This is a genomic window from Stenotrophomonas sp., from assembly GCF_059505245.1.
Genome location: NZ_JCACKF010000001.1, coordinates 71,062 through 86,661, shown reverse-complemented (window position 1 = coordinate 86,661; position 15,600 = coordinate 71,062). Strand labels below are relative to the sequence as shown.

At 67.9% G+C, this 15,600-nt stretch carries 14 protein-coding genes; 12 read left to right on the top strand and 2 right to left on the bottom strand.

Annotated elements, in window-relative coordinates; translation table 11 throughout:
* Positions 1-82 precede the first annotated feature (82 nt).
* Complete coding sequence (locus AC5JLE_RS00395) at positions 83-2,332, bottom strand: TonB-dependent siderophore receptor (RefSeq protein WP_496064905.1); 2,250 nt, start codon at positions 2,330-2,332, stop codon at positions 83-85.
* A 286-nt stretch (positions 2,333-2,618) separates the two neighbouring features.
* Here AC5JLE_RS00395 and AC5JLE_RS00390 point away from each other — a divergent pair, with 286 nt between their 5' ends.
* Entirely contained in the window at positions 2,619-4,034 is a 1,416-nt protein-coding gene (locus AC5JLE_RS00390; RefSeq protein ID WP_032958025.1) for a GGDEF domain-containing protein, read from the top strand.
* 95 nt (positions 4,035-4,129) lie between these two features.
* Here the strand turns inward: AC5JLE_RS00390 and AC5JLE_RS00385 are convergent, their stop codons facing one another.
* The gene (locus AC5JLE_RS00385) at positions 4,130-5,332 is read right to left on the bottom strand and encodes an MFS transporter (protein WP_496064904.1); all 1,203 of its coding nucleotides are present in this window, start codon (positions 5,330-5,332) and stop codon (positions 4,130-4,132) included.
* A gap of 89 nt (positions 5,333-5,421) precedes the next feature.
* Here AC5JLE_RS00385 and AC5JLE_RS00380 point away from each other — a divergent pair, with 89 nt between their 5' ends.
* From AC5JLE_RS00380 to AC5JLE_RS00330, 11 genes are all read left to right on the top strand, one after another.
* Positions 5,422-5,871, top strand: coding sequence for a winged helix-turn-helix transcriptional regulator (locus AC5JLE_RS00380; protein WP_014646435.1), 450 nt, complete (start codon positions 5,422-5,424; stop codon positions 5,869-5,871).
* Positions 5,872-5,944: 73 nt separating this feature from the next.
* Positions 5,945-7,072 carry a metallophosphoesterase gene (locus AC5JLE_RS00375; RefSeq protein ID WP_164109820.1) on the top strand — a complete coding sequence of 376 codons (1,128 nt, stop codon included), beginning with the start codon at positions 5,945-5,947 and terminating at the stop codon, positions 7,070-7,072.
* 133 nt (positions 7,073-7,205) lie between these two features.
* Positions 7,206-7,889 carry a response regulator gene (locus tag AC5JLE_RS00370; protein ID WP_014646433.1) on the top strand — a complete coding sequence of 228 codons (684 nt, stop codon included), beginning with the start codon at positions 7,206-7,208 and terminating at the stop codon, positions 7,887-7,889.
* Entirely contained in the window at positions 7,886-9,265 is a 1,380-nt protein-coding gene (locus AC5JLE_RS00365) for a sensor histidine kinase (RefSeq protein WP_049419408.1), read from the top strand. The genes AC5JLE_RS00370 and AC5JLE_RS00365 overlap by 4 nt, the downstream gene beginning before the upstream one ends.
* 80 nt (positions 9,266-9,345) lie before the next feature.
* On the top strand, positions 9,346-10,182 hold the full coding sequence (locus tag AC5JLE_RS00360) for an alpha/beta hydrolase (RefSeq protein ID WP_032958029.1): 837 nt from the start codon (positions 9,346-9,348) through the stop codon (positions 10,180-10,182).
* 1 nt (position 10,183) lies between these two features.
* A complete protein-coding gene (locus AC5JLE_RS00355) occupies positions 10,184-10,543 on the top strand; it encodes an EamA family transporter (RefSeq protein ID WP_478440198.1) in 360 nt (119 codons plus the stop codon).
* Positions 10,540-10,938: a DMT family transporter gene (locus AC5JLE_RS00350; protein WP_032958031.1), complete on the top strand. Its 399-nt coding sequence runs from the start codon at positions 10,540-10,542 to the stop codon at positions 10,936-10,938. Before AC5JLE_RS00355 ends, AC5JLE_RS00350 begins: the two co-directional genes overlap by 4 nt.
* Before the next feature lie 10 nt (positions 10,939-10,948).
* The gene (locus AC5JLE_RS00345) at positions 10,949-12,157 is read left to right on the top strand and encodes a DegT/DnrJ/EryC1/StrS family aminotransferase (RefSeq protein ID WP_014646428.1); all 1,209 of its coding nucleotides are present in this window, start codon (positions 10,949-10,951) and stop codon (positions 12,155-12,157) included.
* 168 nt (positions 12,158-12,325) lie between these two features.
* Positions 12,326-13,042, top strand: coding sequence for an MtnX-like HAD-IB family phosphatase (locus tag AC5JLE_RS00340; RefSeq protein WP_049441501.1), 717 nt, complete (start codon positions 12,326-12,328; stop codon positions 13,040-13,042).
* Between the two features lie 63 nt (positions 13,043-13,105).
* Complete coding sequence (locus AC5JLE_RS00335) at positions 13,106-14,506, top strand: aspartate aminotransferase family protein (RefSeq protein ID WP_014646426.1); 1,401 nt, start codon at positions 13,106-13,108, stop codon at positions 14,504-14,506.
* Between the two features lie 28 nt (positions 14,507-14,534).
* Positions 14,535-15,599 carry a GNAT family N-acetyltransferase gene (locus AC5JLE_RS00330; RefSeq protein WP_164109825.1) on the top strand — a complete coding sequence of 355 codons (1,065 nt, stop codon included), beginning with the start codon at positions 14,535-14,537 and terminating at the stop codon, positions 15,597-15,599.
* The last annotated feature ends 1 nt before the right edge of the window (position 15,600 follow it).

The window sequence follows — 15,600 nt, the reverse complement described above, 5'->3', positions numbered from 1 at the left end:
TGCATGGCCCGGCGCTACCGGAGCGTGGCCGGCAGCGCCAGGCCTGGCCTGGCGACCGCAGCGGACCGGCGTCCGCGTGCGGTCAGAACCCGAAGCGCAGGCTGGCCCAGTACGCGCGGCCCGGTTCGTTGTAGGTCGCCGCACCGGCATCGCTGCTGTTGGCCTCGCGGAACAGGCGCTTGTCGGCCAGGTTGTTCACGCCGAAGCCGAAGCTGACGGTCCCGGTCACCCTGTAGCGCGCGCTCACGCCCCAGATGTTGTAGGCACCGCGGTCCTGCAGCGCGATCGAGGGATCGCAGCTGCCGGTGCAGCGCGGATCATTGTTGATGTTGGCGGTGGCCGGCTTCTGCTTGCCGTAGAACGTGCCGGTCAGCAGCACCGACAGCTTGTCGGTGGCCTGCCAGTCCAGCATCGTGTTGACGGTGTACTTCGGGATCACCGACAGCGGCTGGCCGGTGCTCTTGTTCTCGTTTTCCACCATGTAGGTGAAGTTGTTGCTCCATTTCAGGCGGTTGCCCTGCTCGCCCAGCAGCGGGATCACCAGGTTGCCTTCAAGCCCCTGCACGATCGCCTTGGGCGCGTTCTCCCAGCGGAAGATGCGGCCCTTGGTGTCGGCGGTCAGGCCAATCTGGGTGTAGCCGGCCTGGATCTTGTCCTTGTAGTCGTTGTGGAAGTAGGTCAACGAGGCCTGCCAGCCGCTCTGCGGTGCCCACTCGATGCCCAGTTCCTTGTTCAGGCTGGTTTCCGCCTTCAGGTCCGCGTTGCCGCGCATGTAGCAACCGGCACCCAGGCTCGGCAGTGCATTCGGGCAGCCGTTGCCACGGGTGTAGTACAGATAGTCCGGATTGGACTGGTACAGGTTCGGCGCCTTGAACGCGCGGGCGATGCCGCCCTTCACCACCCAGTCGCTGTTGATGCGGAACTGCGCATTGAGGCTGGGGCTGGTGTTGTTGCCGAACTGGCTGTGGTGGTCGAAGCGCAGGCCCGGGGTGACGATCCAGCGCTCACCCAGGTAGATGTTGTCTTCGACGAACACTGCGGTGGTCTGCGCGTCGGCCTTGCCCCGCGCGCGATCGGCCGACAGCCCCGGGATACCGCCGCCGCTGCTGCTGGACTGGCTCATCGAGTACGGGTCGGTCAGGCGGCTGTCCAGGTATTCAAAGCCCAGCGTCCAGATGTTCTCGGCGCTGCCCAGCGAGGTCGGGAAGCTCACTTCGCCATCCAGCTGGTAGTTGCGCAGGCGCGAGGTCGACCAGTCGGTGCCGTTGAAGCTGCCTTCCGGGCCACCGGCCAGGCCTTCATTGATGCGCGAGTTGTTGACCGCTTCCACCGCGGCGGTCACCCGCGAGGTCACGTCGCCCCAGCGGCCGCGATGGGTGATCGCGCCGGTGTTGCGGTACATGCGGTTGGTTTCCGCTTCGCCTTCGGCCAGCGCCGCCAGGTCAACGCCGGTCGAGGTACCGGTAGTGCTGACCGCGCGGTCACCGGCGTAGATGTTGCCCTGGCGGCTGGTGCCGGCTTCGAACTCCACCACCTGGTCGGCGGTGATGTCCCAGCGCAGCAACGCGTTGACGTCGCGGTTCTTGACACCCTCGCGGCCAGCCGGCGGCACCGCGTTCGGGTTGGTGGCGTACTGGCGGTTGAGGTCCAGCGAGTCGGCGTCGGTCTTGTTGAGGTTGCCGTACAGGCGGAACGACAGGGTGTCGGTCATCGGCCCGCTCAGCTGCAGGCCGACGCGCTCGCTGCCGCCTTCGGCGCTGTGCTCGGGCACCAGGCCATACAGGTCGACCGCTCCGGTCAGGTCGCCGGTCGGGCGCTTGGTGATGATGTTGACCACGCCGCCGGACGCACCGGAGCCATAGCGTGCCGCCGCAGGGCCGCGCAGCACTTCGATGCGCTCGATCATTTCCGCCGGCACCCAGTTGGTATCACCGCGGGTATTGCGCTCACCGCTACGGCCCATGCGCACGGCGTCACGCGCACCGATGCGCTTGCCGTCGACCAGGATCAGGGTGTTTTCCGGCCCCATGCCACGCAGGTCGATCTGGCGGTTGTTGCCGTACTGGCCCGAGGCGCTGTTGCCGGTGAGGTTGACGCCCGGCATGGTGCGCAGCAGTTCGGCGATGTCGTTGGCCGGCGGGCGCTTGGCGATGTCCTCGGCGGTGATGGTCGAGGTACCCAGTGCCTGGCGGGCAATCTGCGAGGCGGTGACATGCACCGTGTCGATATCGGTGGCATCGGTTCCGGCCTGGGCGGTCAGGGCGCTTCCCACCAGCAGGGCGGCAACGGCGAGCGCCAGCGGGCGCGGCGAAAGGACAACGGCAGGAGACATGGTCTGGACCTTCTGGCAGGGCAACGGGGCCTCTGGCAAAGGGCTTGAGGCAACGACGAGGGGGGAGGCGGAGCGTCGCTGCAGTCGCCTGCGGGCCGATCCGTGCGCGCATTCTCCCATCAATGCGAGTGATTCTCAATGCGTTCACTCATTGCCGCCGCGGCGCCGACGTGCTTTGCGCGCCGTGCAACCCTGCATCGCGCATAAACTGACCGGCCAACCCGCCATCAACCGTGCGCCACCGCGGCCGATACCCGTGGTTTGCCGTACGCAGTCAGAGATCGACGTGGAACCACCCCAACTGGACGATGCCAGCCAACCGCTGGCCGAGGCCTGGCAGCACTGCCTGCAACAGGCCGGCCCTGCCGCCACCGCGCTGCTGCACGCCGCCGCCGCCGATGCCCCGCCGGCGCTGGCCCAACGCTTCTACGAGGTACTGCTGCAGGACGGGCGTGCACGCCGCTTCCTGTCCCACGACCAGGTCAAGCAGCGCCTGCAGCCGGCCATGCAGCGCTGGCTGGTGCAGTTGCTGACCACCAATGCCGACGGTATTGCCGGCGCCGTTGCCTCGCAGCGGGTGATCGGCGATGTGCATGCCCGGGTCGGTATTCCGGTCGACCTGGTCACCCGCGGCGCGCGCGTGCTCAAGCACGAACTGTTCGTGCGCCTGCACGACGACGCGCCCGACAGTGCCACTGCGTTCGCCGCCATCGACTGCCTCAGCGCGATCATGGACATCGCCATGGAAGGCATGACCCTGGCCTACACCCATGCACGCGAGCGCTCGACCCGTGCCGATGCGGCGTACCGGCTGTTCTCGCTGGTGCAGAACGTCGGCACCGAACGCGAACGCCAGCGCGCACTGCTGCTGGACTGGGAGAACGCCCTGCTCTACGCGCTCGCTGGCCACGTACAGGCCAGCGACAGCGCCAGCCTGGCCACTTCCGAGTTCGGCCTGTGGTTCACCCACAAGGGCATCCCCAGCTTCGGCGAGAGCAGCGAGACCCGGCAGGTCGGCCAGCTGATGGCCCGCATCGACAGCAACCTGCAGCGGGCGAGCAACGATGCCCCGGCACAACGACTGGCGGTGCTGCCGGCCATCCGCGAGGACCTGGCCGCCATCCGCACCCTGATGACGCTGCTGTTCGAGCGCATCGGCGAGCTGGATGCCGGCAGCGATGCGCTGACCAACCTGCTCAACCGCCGCTTCCTGCCTACCGTGCTGCGCCGGGAGATCGAGCTGGCCACGCGCAACCGCACGCCGTTCTCGCTGCTGCTGCTCGACCTGGATCACTTCAAGGCGATCAACGACGGCCACGGCCACGACGCCGGGGACCGCGCGCTGCAGCACGTCGCCGGCCTGCTCGGCCAGCTGACCCGCGGCAGTGACTACCTGTTCCGCTATGGCGGCGAGGAGTTCGTGGTGGTGCTGGTCGCGGCCAGCGAATCACAGGCCGCGGTGATCGCCGAAAGCCTGCGGCGGCAGATCGCGCAGTCACCGGTGGCATTGGCCAACGGCCAGGTACTGGCACTGACCGCCAGCATCGGCGTAGCCGGCCATGACGGCCACCCGGACTACGAGCGGCTGATGGCACGGGCCGATGCGGCGATGTACGAGGCCAAGCGCAGCGGCCGCAACCGCGTGGTAGTGGCCAGCGCGGACCTTGAGGAAGCACCGGGACGGCGTGCACTGCAGCGATGACGACAGGACAGGTAGAGTCGACCGCTGGTCGACTATCGCGCGCAGCGCGGGATTTTTCGCACGCGGGGCGAAGAGCAGTCGACTGACAGTCGACTCTACCGACAGTCGACTCTACCGATTCGCCCGCCAGCCGATGCATTGGACGCCACCACCCGCCATGCTGCCCACCACAGCAGCGCCAGCGCCGCGATGCCTGCACCCAGCAGGCACACCGCAGGCCAGCCATGCCGGGCCTGCATCCAGGGCCCGGCAGCCGCACCGGCACCACTGCCCACTGCATAGAACAGCATGTACAACGCCACCAGGCGCCCATGCTGTTCTGCCGGTGCACGCAGCAGCAGCGCCTGGTTCGATACGTGCAGTGCCTGCCCACCGAGGTCGAGCACGATCACGCCCAGCAGCAGCAACGACAGCGCCTGCGGCAGGCCCAGCAGCGGCCACCACGCGGCCAGCATCAGCAGCAGCGCGCCAAGACTGACCCGACCGGCGAAACCGCGGTCCATCCAGTGCCCGACCCGCGCCGCCATCAAGGCGCCCACTACGCCGGCCAGGCCCAGTGCGCCGATGGCCGCGGTGGACCACTGCAACGGCGGCGCCGACAACGGCAGCGGCACCGCCGCCCAGAACACGTTGAGGCCAGCAAACAGCAGCAATGCCAGCGGCCCACGCTCGCGCAGCGCGCGGTCCCGGCGCAGCATGCCCAGCATCGAACCCAGCAGTTCGCGCCAGCGCGGTGGTACCGCCGGCACCGGCACCGCCGGCAGGCGCCGCCACAGCAGCACGGCCAGGGCCGCCATCAGCGCTGCCGACAGCAGATAGACCGCCCGCCAGCCGACGGTGGCCGCGACCGCGCCCGATACAACGCGCGCCAGCAACAGGCCGATGAACACGCCGCCCTGCACCACGCCCACCAGGCGCCCGCGCTGCTCGGGCGGCGCAAGCGTGGCGGTATAGGCGATCAAGCCCTGGGTCAGCGCGGTGCCCAACAGCCCGGCCAGCAGCATGCCCGACAACAGCCAACCGGCCGTGCGTGCCGCTGCCAGCCACAGCAGGGCCAGCACCAGCGCCATCAACTGCATCCGCAGCAGGCGTCGCCGGTCACCGCGATCGGCGAGCGGCAGCAGGCCCAGCAATGCCAGCACACTGCCGGCCTGGGTTGCCGCCAACACTGCGCCCGCCACGGCACGGTCCAGTGCGAAGGCCTGTGCCAGCCGATCCAGCAGCGGTTGCGCGTAATAGACGTTGGCAACGCTGGCGCCGGCCGCGACCGCGAGCAGGGTCAGCAATGGGCGGGACATCGATGCGCTCATGATGTAGTTGCAATTTGAAACTTGATGCAGGCTATCGTCATTGGTTTTAAACTGCAACCACATTCGGAGGCCACAGCATGCACGCCAACAGTCCCTGCCCCGTTGCCCGCAGCGCCGACCTGCTCGGTGATCGCTGGGCACTGCTGGTGATCCGCGATGCCTTCGACGGCGTCACGCGCTTTGGCGACTTCCAGCGCAGCCTCGGCGCGGCGCGCAACATCCTCAGCGATCGCCTGCGCAGGCTGGTCGAGGCCGGCATCCTGCAACTGCAACCGGCCTCCGATGGCTCGGCCTACCAGGAATACGTGCTCACCCACGCCGGCCAGGAACTGTTCCCGCTGCTGGTCGCGCTGCGCCAGTGGGGAGAACGCCATCGCTTCAGCGCCGGTGAAGCCCATTCGCAGTTGATCGAATCCAGCACGCGGCGACCACTGCCCTACATGCAGCCACACGGGCGCGACGGTCAGCCGCTGCAGGCCGCCGCCACCCGCGTGCGCAAGCTCAAGGACGACCGGCGCGGCGCCTGATCCGCCCATTCGCGCACACCACGATCCGGCCGCGCCGGTTAGCATCGGAGGTTTCCGCCGCCGGACGCCGCCGATGCCGCGCTATCGCCCTTTCCTGCTGACCGCCCTGCTGTTGCCGCTGCTGGCCTGCGCCACAGCAACCACGCAGGCCCGCGAGGTTGCCGCGCCCGCCGACCACGTGCAGGCCGATGGCCCCTATGTATTCCGCCGGGGCGACCAGCTGCAGGCCAAGTGGATCTGCGACGACAAGGTCGAGTCGCGCTCGCTGGCCATCAACACGACGGGCACCGATATCGCGCCGCGCTGTGGCTACGAACACACCGTGCACGTGGCCGCGCCGAATGCGGCCTCGGTCTCCGTGCTGCCGGCCGCGCCGCGCATCGTCGCGCTGTCGGACATCCATGGCCAGTACGGGCTGCTGGTGCGCCTGCTGCGCGCCCACCAGGTCATCGACGCCCAGGATCGCTGGGCCCTGGGCAAGGACACGCTGGTCATCGCTGGCGATGTATTCGACCGCGGCCCGCAGGTGACCGAGGCGTTCTGGCTGCTGTACGGCCTGCAGCAGCAGGCCGCCGCCGCCGGTGGCGCAGTGCACTTCGTGCTAGGCAACCACGAAACCATGGTGCTGTACGACGACCTGCGCTACGTCAACCCGAAGTACCTGCGCAGCGCCCAGCTGCTGGGCCGCAGCTACCCGCAACTGTATGGCGCCGACTCGGTGATCGGGCAGTGGCTGCGCACCCGCCCGGTGCTGCTGAAGATTGGCGATACCCTGTTCCTGCATGGCGGCATCTCGCCCGAAGCGGTGCAGCTGGCGCTGGACCCGGCACGCACCAATGCGGCCTACCAGGCCTCTCTGGGCCTGCCCAAGGCCGAAGTGAAGGCCGACCCGGCCACCGCACCGCTGTATGACGGCAAGACCAGCCCGATCTGGTACCGCGGCTACTTCGATGGCCGCCTCGACACAGCGGGGGTACAGACCGTGCTCGACCGCCTGCAGCTCAAGCGCATCGTGGTTGGCCATACCTCGATGCCACACGTCAGCAGCTTCCACGGCGACCGCGTGATCGCCATCGACAGCAGCATCAAGAACGGCGAGAACGGCGAACTGCTGTTCATCGAGGATGGCAGGCTCAGCCGCGGCCTGCTGGACGGCTCACGGGTGCCGCTGGTACTGGGTGAGCCGGGCCTGCAGGACTGAATGGCGGGACAGCGCGACGGCGCCGGGAGGTGCCGGCGCGCTCCACCTTCACCCTGTTTGCGGCTACCCTCGGCAGCCGAGAGGCCCACCCTGTCCATCCGCTGGGCCCGACCGTTACAGGAGCTCCCCGCGCATGCGCGTTCTGATTGCTGAAGACGACCCGGACATCGCCTCCGGCCTGTGCGCCTCGCTGCGCCGGCAGGGGCATGTGGTCGACCACGTCGACAACGGCGCGCACGCCGACGCCGCGCTGGGTTCGACCCAATACGCGCTGCTGGTGCTGGACCTGGGCCTGCCGCAGCTGGATGGCCGCGACGTGCTGCAGCGCCTGCGCCAGCGCGGCGATGGCCTGGCGGTACTGGTGGTGACCGCCCGCGACGGCCTGGCCGAACGCGTGCGCGTGCTTGACCTCGGTGCCGACGACTACCTGGTCAAGCCATTCGCACTGGACGAATTCGAAGCCCGCGTGCGCGCACAGCTGCGCCGCGTGACCAGCAATGGCAACCCGGACCTGCGCATCGGCCGCCTGCGCATCGATCTGGCCGGGCATCGGGTGTGGATCGACGACCAGTCGCTGGAACTGACCGCACGCGAGTTCGGCCTGCTGTCGGCACTGGCGGTACGCGCCGAGCGCATCGTCTCGCGCGCACAGCTGGTGGAGGCGCTGTGCGACTGGGGCCAGGACCTGACCGACAACGGCCTGGACATCGCCCTGCACCGCCTGCGCCGCAAGCTGCAGCCCGGCGGCATGGGCATCCGCACCGTGCGCGGACTGGGCTACATGCTGGAAGACGCGCAGGACGACAGCGCCCCGTGATCAGTGGCCCCCCCAGCCTGCGCCGGCGCCTGCTCGCCTTCCTGGCGTTGCCGATGCTGGGCCTGCTTACCTTCAATACGATCCTGGCCTATTACGTTGCATTGGATTATTCCAACCGCATCCACGACCGAAACCTGATCGACGACACGCACTCGTTCGCGCAGATGCTGAGCACCATGCCGGTGACCAGCGACCTGTCTCCGCAGGCGCGCTTCCTGATCGAGTACGACCCCGACGGCCATCGCTATTTCAACGTCGACAGCAGCCGCAAGGGCACCCTCAGCGGCAATGCGGACTTCAGCCCGTATGCCCCTTCTCAGGACTGCACCGGCGTGCATCCGGCCCTGTACGACGGCAACCTCAATGGCCAGCAGGTGCGCATGGCCACCGTCTGCACGCAGGCGATGAACGATCCGCAGGACGAGCTGGCGGTGACCGTGGCCGAAAGCATGGCCGACCGCCGCCAGCGTGCGCGCGAGATCCTGATGATCATCATCCCGCTGATGACCATGCTGGCGCTGGGCACCGCAGCGCTGGTCTGGTTCGGCGTGACCTACGGCCTGCGCATCCTCACGCCGCTGAGGACCCGCCTGGCGCAGCGCCGTGGCGAACTGGCACCGATCTCCGACGCCGACGTGCCGGAGGAGATCCAGCCGCTGATCAGCACCATCGACGATCTGTTCGCGCGCCAGGCGGAAATGATCACGCTGCAGAACCGCTTCATCGCCGATGCCGCGCACCAGCTGCGTTCGCCGCTGGCCGGCATGGCCCTGCATGTGGACCAGGCGCTGGCCCATGGTGACCCGGACACGGTGCGCGAGGCATTGCAGCACATCCGCCGGCTCAACCAGCGCACCGCCCGGGTCAGCACCCAGCTGCTCGCACTGAGCCGGGCGCAGACCGTGCCCGATACCGTGGAGGCACTGGACCTGTGCGAGCTGGTGCCGCAGTGGGTCGGCATGCGCGTGCCCGAAGCGATCCGCGATGGCATCGATCTGGGCTACCGCGGCAGCCCCCACCCGCTGCGCGTGCTCGGCAATGGTGCCCAGCTGCAGGAAGCACTGGACAACCTGATCGACAACGCGCTGCGCTATGCCGGCCGCGATGCGACCGTCACGGTCGGCGTGCATGCGCTGGATGACAATGACGTCGAACTGTACGTGGAGGACAACGGCCCCGGCGTGCCCGAGGACGTGATGCCACGGCTGGGCGAGCGCTTCTTCCGAGCGCCTGGCACCGCAGCCAGCGGCACCGGCCTGGGCCTGGCCATCGCGCACGAAGCGGTGGAGCATTCCGGCGGCCGCCTGACCTTCCTCAACCGCGCCGGTGGGGGCCTGAAGGTCGCCATCACACTGCCGCTGCTGAAGGCCCCCTGACCCGTACCGGGGCGCTGAAAGGCTGGCGAAAATCGCGCTTGCGATCCTGACCATCCCCACTGCCGTCCCGGAGCCGCCAGGTGACCGAATCGCACGACTTCTTCCTCCCCGGTGGCCCGCAGGGCGTGCTGCTGGTCCACGGCCTGACCGGCACCCCGGCGGAAATGCGCATGCTGGGCAAGGGCCTGAACAACGCCGGCTTCACCGTACACGGCGTGCAGTTGCCCGGCCATTGCGGCACCGTGGATGACCTGCTGGCGACCACCTGGGAACAGTGGTACCAGGGCGTGGAAGATGCAGCGGCGAGCCTGCGTGGCAAGGTCGACCAGTTGTTCGTCGGCGGCCTGTCGATGGGCGCGGTACTGGCGCTGGCGCTGGCTGCACGCCGCCCCGAATGGGTGTCCGGCGTCGGCGTGTATGGCGCCACCTTCCGCTACGACGGCTGGAACATTCCCGCCGTGGCCCGCCTGTCGTTCCTGCTGCCGTGGTTCAAGCGCTTCAACATCGGCCGCGACCGCATGTTCATGGAAGAACCGCCCTATGGCCTGCGTGACGAGCGCCTGCGTGCGCAGGTCAGTGCCGCCATGCTGTCCGGCGACAGCGCCGCGGCCGGCCTGCCGGGCAACCCCTGGCACGCGCTGGCCGAGATGCGCGCCCTGAGCAACTGGACCCGCCGCCACCTGCACCAGGTCACCGCACCGTGCCTGGTGATGCACGCCCGCGAAGACGACGTGGCCAGCATGGGCAACGCCGAACTGGTGATATCGAGGGTCAGCGGCCCGAAGGAACTGGTGGTGCTGGAAGACAGCTACCACATGATCACGATCGACCGCGAACGCCGCGAGGTGATCCGCCGCAGCGCGCGTTTCTTCACCGAAATCGGTGAACGCAGCGGCGTGCTCAAGGCGGTGGCCTGAGATGGGGGCACTCGCCACGCTGCTGTGGCTGGCCAATGTGGTGCTCGATACCGGTGGCCAGCTCGCCTTCAAGGCCGCCGCCAGCGACCCGCAGGATGGCGAAGGACTGCAACGCTGGAAACACATGCTCAGCCGACCCTGGCTGTGGATCGGCATCGCCTGCTACGTGCTTGAGTTCGTTGCCTGGATCGCGTTCCTGTCGCTGGTGCCGTTGTCCAAGGGCGTGCTGCTGGGCTCGATCAACATCGTCGCGCTGATGATCGCCGGCCGCATCCTGTTCCGCGAAAAGCTCACGCCATTGCGGGTGACCGGCATTCTGCTGGTCACGGCGGGCGTGGCGGTGGTGGGGGCCGGCTCATGAGGCGCCTGTATGTGATCGGCTTTCCCCTGCTGATGGCCTTCGACACGCTGGCCCAGCTGTGCTTCAAGTACGCCGGTGACGCCGCGCTGCCGGTCGAGGCCAACACCGCGTGGCTGTTGCGCGTGCTGTCGCAGCCGTGGGTATACGGCGCGGTCCTCGGCTACATCGGCGCGTTCTTCACCTGGATGAGCCTGCTGCGCCATGCGCCGATCGGCCCGGCGTTCGCGGCCTCGCACCTGGAGGTGATCAGTGTGCTGCTGCTGTCGGCCTGGCTGCTGAAAGAGCCGCTCACCCTGCACCACCTTGTCGGTGCGGTACTGATCGTGGCTGGCATCGTCTGCCTCGGCCGCGCCGAAGCGGACGACCCGCACAGCCCCGCCGACAGCACCTCGTGAACGGACTGCGATGAGCCTGTTCGCGCGCGAACTGCCGCCGACCGCTGGCCTGCCGATGCAGGCCAGCGACTTCCTTCCCGGCGGCGGCGACCTGCGCGACATCCTGGCCACCCAGCTCGGCACACCGCCGCTGCAGCTGACCTGTTCCGGCACCCACGCGCTGCTGATCGCGCTGCGCACCCTGCGCAAGCGCGCGCCCAAGCGCGATACCGTGATCCTGCCGGCCTATACCTGTCCGCTGGTGCCGATCGCGGTACACAGCCTCGGCCTGCGCGTGCAGCTGTGCGATACCCGGCGTGGCCATTTCGACTTTGATCCGGCACAGCTCTCGCGCCTGGCCGACGCACGGACGCTGGCGATCCTGCCCACCCACCTCGGCGGGCGCATCGCCGATGTCGAACGGGCCTGCGAGGTCGCACGCGGCGCCGGTGCCTGGGTGATCGAAGATGCCGCACAGGCGCTGGGCGCACGGGTCGGCAACAGCAGCGTGGGCCTGCGTGGCGACATCGGATTCTTCAGCCTGGCCGCCGGCAAGGGGCTGAGCCTGCATGAAGGCGGCCTGCTGGTCAGCCGCGATGACGAGCTGCGCGCCGCGCTGGCCGAACATGCCGCCGAACAGGTACGTTTCAGCCTGCGCTGGGAGCTGCTTCGCAGCGTGCAGCTGCTGGGTCTTGCCGCCTGTTACCGCCCCTCGCTGCTGTCGCTGGTGTACGGCAATCCGCTGCGCAGCGCCCTGCAACGCGGCGATCTGGAAGACGCGGTCGGAGACATTTTCCCGCTGGACATCCCCCAGCACCGGGTCAGCCAGTGGCGGCAGAACGTGGGCGCCCACGCTGCACGGCGGCTGCCTGCGTTCCTGCAGGCCGGGCGCCTGCGCGCACTGCAGCTGCGTGTGCAGCTGGCACAGCTGCCGGCGGTGGAGGTGGTCGATGGCCTGGCCGGCACCGGCGGCACCTGGCCGATGCTGATGCTGCTGCTGCCCAGCCAGCGCGCGCGCGATGCCGCACTGGACGAACTGTGGCCGCGCGGCCTCGGTGCCAGCCGCATGTTCATCCATGCCCTGCCCGACTACGCCTACCTGCGTGGCATCGTGCCGCAGGACGACATGCCGAACGCGCGCGACTTCGCCGCACGCATGCTGACCCTCGGCAACAGCGCCTGGCAGACACGGGAAGAGACCGCGCAGATCCTGCGGGCGCTGGCCGCTGCGCAGCCCTGAAAGCGCGGTTTTCACGGCATCACGCCCATTCAGCACGCTCGATTCCTGAACACTTTCCCCACCCGGCGGTGCAGGCTTTCAACAGGAAAGGAACGAGAAAGGCTGCCTGCCTACATTGAGCCTGCCCCGGCATCGTGCCGGACGTTTCTTTCATCGACGGACCTGCCCATGCACTGGAGCATCCTGTGTGACTTCGATGGCACCATCAGCCTCGAAGATGTCATCGACTCGCTGCTGGAGAAGTACGGCCAGCCGGGCTGGCAGCAACTGGAAGACCAGTGGAAGGCGGGAAAGATCGGCTCGCGTGAATGCATGCAGGGCCAGGTGCGGCTGCTGAAGCTGGACCCGGCCACGCTCGACGCGCACCTGGACCAGGTGCAGATCGATCCGGGCTTCGCCGCCTTTGTCAGCCGCGCCGAACAGCTGGGCGTGCCGCTGCGCATCGTCAGCGACGGCCTGGACTATGCGATCCACCGCATCCTCGCCAACCACGGCCTGTCGCGACTGCCGGTGGTGGCCAACCACCTGCGCTGGTGCGAAGACCATTGGGAACTGGAGTCGCCCTACCAGGCCGAAGGATGCCGCAGTGGTACCTGCAAGTGCACCTGCGCCGCGCAGGCGCGTGCCGACGAAGCACCACGCGTGCTGATGATCGGCGATGGCAGCTCGGATTTCTGCGTCTCCGAAGATGCCGACTTCGTGTTCGCCAAGCGCCGCCTGATCACCCATTGCACGAAGGCCGGCATCGAGCATGCCGCCATCGATACCTTCCACGATGCAATCGCACTGTTGCCGCGCTTGCTCGATGGCAGCCTGCTGCAGCCACGTCGCCTCGACGCCAGCCCGCAGCCCACCGCACTGCCCCTGCTGCTGGCCACCGCCTGAGCACTCCCTTCCAGGCGCGCTCCCCGTCACCCCTTTCGAACGTCCTTCACGGAACCGAACTGCATGAACATTTTTGACAAGAACGCCGACGCGGCTGCCTCCGACGCGCAGCTGCTGGCCGACGAAGCCCGCTACAGCTCCTTCGGCGACACCGTCCACTACGTCGACCCGCCGAAGATCTTCCAGCGCGGCGAAGGAAGCTACATGTTCGATGGTGCGGGCGTGCCCTACCTCGACCTGCAGATGTGGTACTCGGCCTGCAACTTCGGCTACAGCAACAAGCGCCTGAACGACGCGCTGAAGGACCAGATCGACACCCTGCCGCAGGTCGCCAGCCAGTACCTGCACCCGACCCGCGTGCAGCTGGCCAAGACCATTGCCGTGGACATGCACCAGAAGTTCGGCCTCGACGGCCGCGTGCACTTCAACGTCGGCGGCGCGCAGGCCATTGAAGATTCGCTGAAGATCGTGCGCAACGCGCGCGGCGGCAAGAGCCTGATGTTCGCCTTCGAGGGCGGCTACCACGGCCGCACCCTGGGTGCCTCGTCGATCACCTCCAGCTACCGCTACCGCCGCCGCTACGGCCACTTCGGCGAGCGCGCGATGTTCATCCCGTTCCCGTACCCGTTCCGTCGCCCGAAGGGCATGACCCCGGACGAGTATTCCGACCACTGCGTGTGGCAGTTCGAGCGCCTGTTCGAAAGCGAGTACAACGGCGTGTGGGATCCCAAGGTCGGCCAGGCCGAGTACGCCGCGTTCTACGTCGAGCCGATCCAGGGCACCGGCGGCTACGTCATCCCGCCGCGCAACTTCTTCACTGGCCTCAAGCGCGTGCTGGACAAGTACGGCATCCTGATGGTCGTCGATGAAATCCAGATGGGTTTCTGGCGCACCGGCAAGCTGTGGTCGATCGAGCACTTCGGCGTTACCCCGGACGTGCTGGTGTTCGGCAAGGCGCTGACCAACGGCCTGAACCCGCTGTCGGGCCTGTGGGCGCGCGAAGAACTGATCAACCCGACCGTGTTCCCGCCGGGCTCCACCCACTCCACCTTCAACTCCAATCCGCTGGGCACCCGCCTCGGCCTGGAAGTGCTGAAGCTGGGCAAGGAAATGGATTACGAGCGCACCGTGCCGGAGAAGGGCGCGTACTTCCTCGACGGCCTGCGTGGCCTGCAGAAGCGTCACCCGGAGATCGGCGACGTCGACGGCCTGGGCCTGGCCCTGCGCGCCGAGATCTGCCAGACCGACGGCTACACCCCCAACAAGGAACTGCTGGACCGCATGGTCGACATCGGCCTGGCCGGTGACCTCCTGCACGACGGCAAGCGCATGGGCCTCGTGCTCGACGTGGGTGGCTGGTACAAGAACGTGATCACCTTCGCGCCGTCGCTGGACATCAGCTACGAAGAGATCGACCTGGCGATCACCCTGCTCGACCAGGCGCTGACCAAGGCCAAGGGCTGAGGTCGATGCGCTGCCGGTTCCCGTGCCGATGGAGATGACGTCACGCGCATCCAGCACCGCGCTGGAACCGGCCGCGCTGCTGGAGAGCTTCCTGGCCCACCCGCCGCTTGGATTCGAGGCAGGCCTGCTTCCCAGCGGCCTGCCGACCTTCCGTGCGCCGCTCGACCTGACCACCACGATGGACGACGACCTGCGCGGCAAGCTGCTTGGCTTGCCGCTGTCGCGCCTGTGGCGGCCCTGGATCACCTGGAAGACCCGTTTCGTCGGTGCCACCAGCACCGAGTACACCCCTTTGCCCGCGTACGTCGCACCAGATGAATTGGCCGAGGACGTGACGCGTCACGCGATCGGCGATTCCCGGCTGCTGGTGGTCAAGGACCTGGCAATCGATTCGCCGCTGCTGGACGACGCGGCCAATGCACACAGCAGCGCCTTCCTGCAGGCGCTGCTGGCACGCGGCTTCGTCGAACTGGAAGGCATGCCGCTGGCCTGGGTGGCGATCGATTTCGATTCGATCGATGGCTATCTCGGACGCCTGTCGTCCTCGCGCCGCAAGAACATCCGGCGCAAGCTGCGCTCGCGCGATGGCCTGCAGGTCGACTGCATCGCCACCGGCGATCCGGCCCTCGCCGACCCGCAACTGCAGGCCGAACTGTACGCGCTGTACCTGGGCGTGTTCGCGCAGAGCGCGGTGCATTTCGACCAGCTCGACCTGCCGTACTTCCAACACCTGCTGGCCGACAGCCAGGGCCAGGGACGGATGTTCCTGTATCGCCACCAGGGCCAGTTGATCGGCTGGAACCTGTGCTACATCCACGCCGGAAAGCTGGTGGACAAGTACATCGGCCTGGCCTACCCGCAATCACGCGAGCACAACCTGTACGCGGTCAGCTGGATGCACAACCTCGAGTACGCGCTGCAGCACGGCCTGAGCCACTACGTGGCCGGCTGGACCGACTCGCGGATCAAGGCCGAGCTGGGCGCCCGCTTCACCTCCACCCGGCACGCGATCCACGCCCGCTCCCCGCTGCTGCGCGCTGCCCTGCGCAAGCTGGCACCGTACCTGCAGGGCGAACCTGATGGAGGCGGTTGAA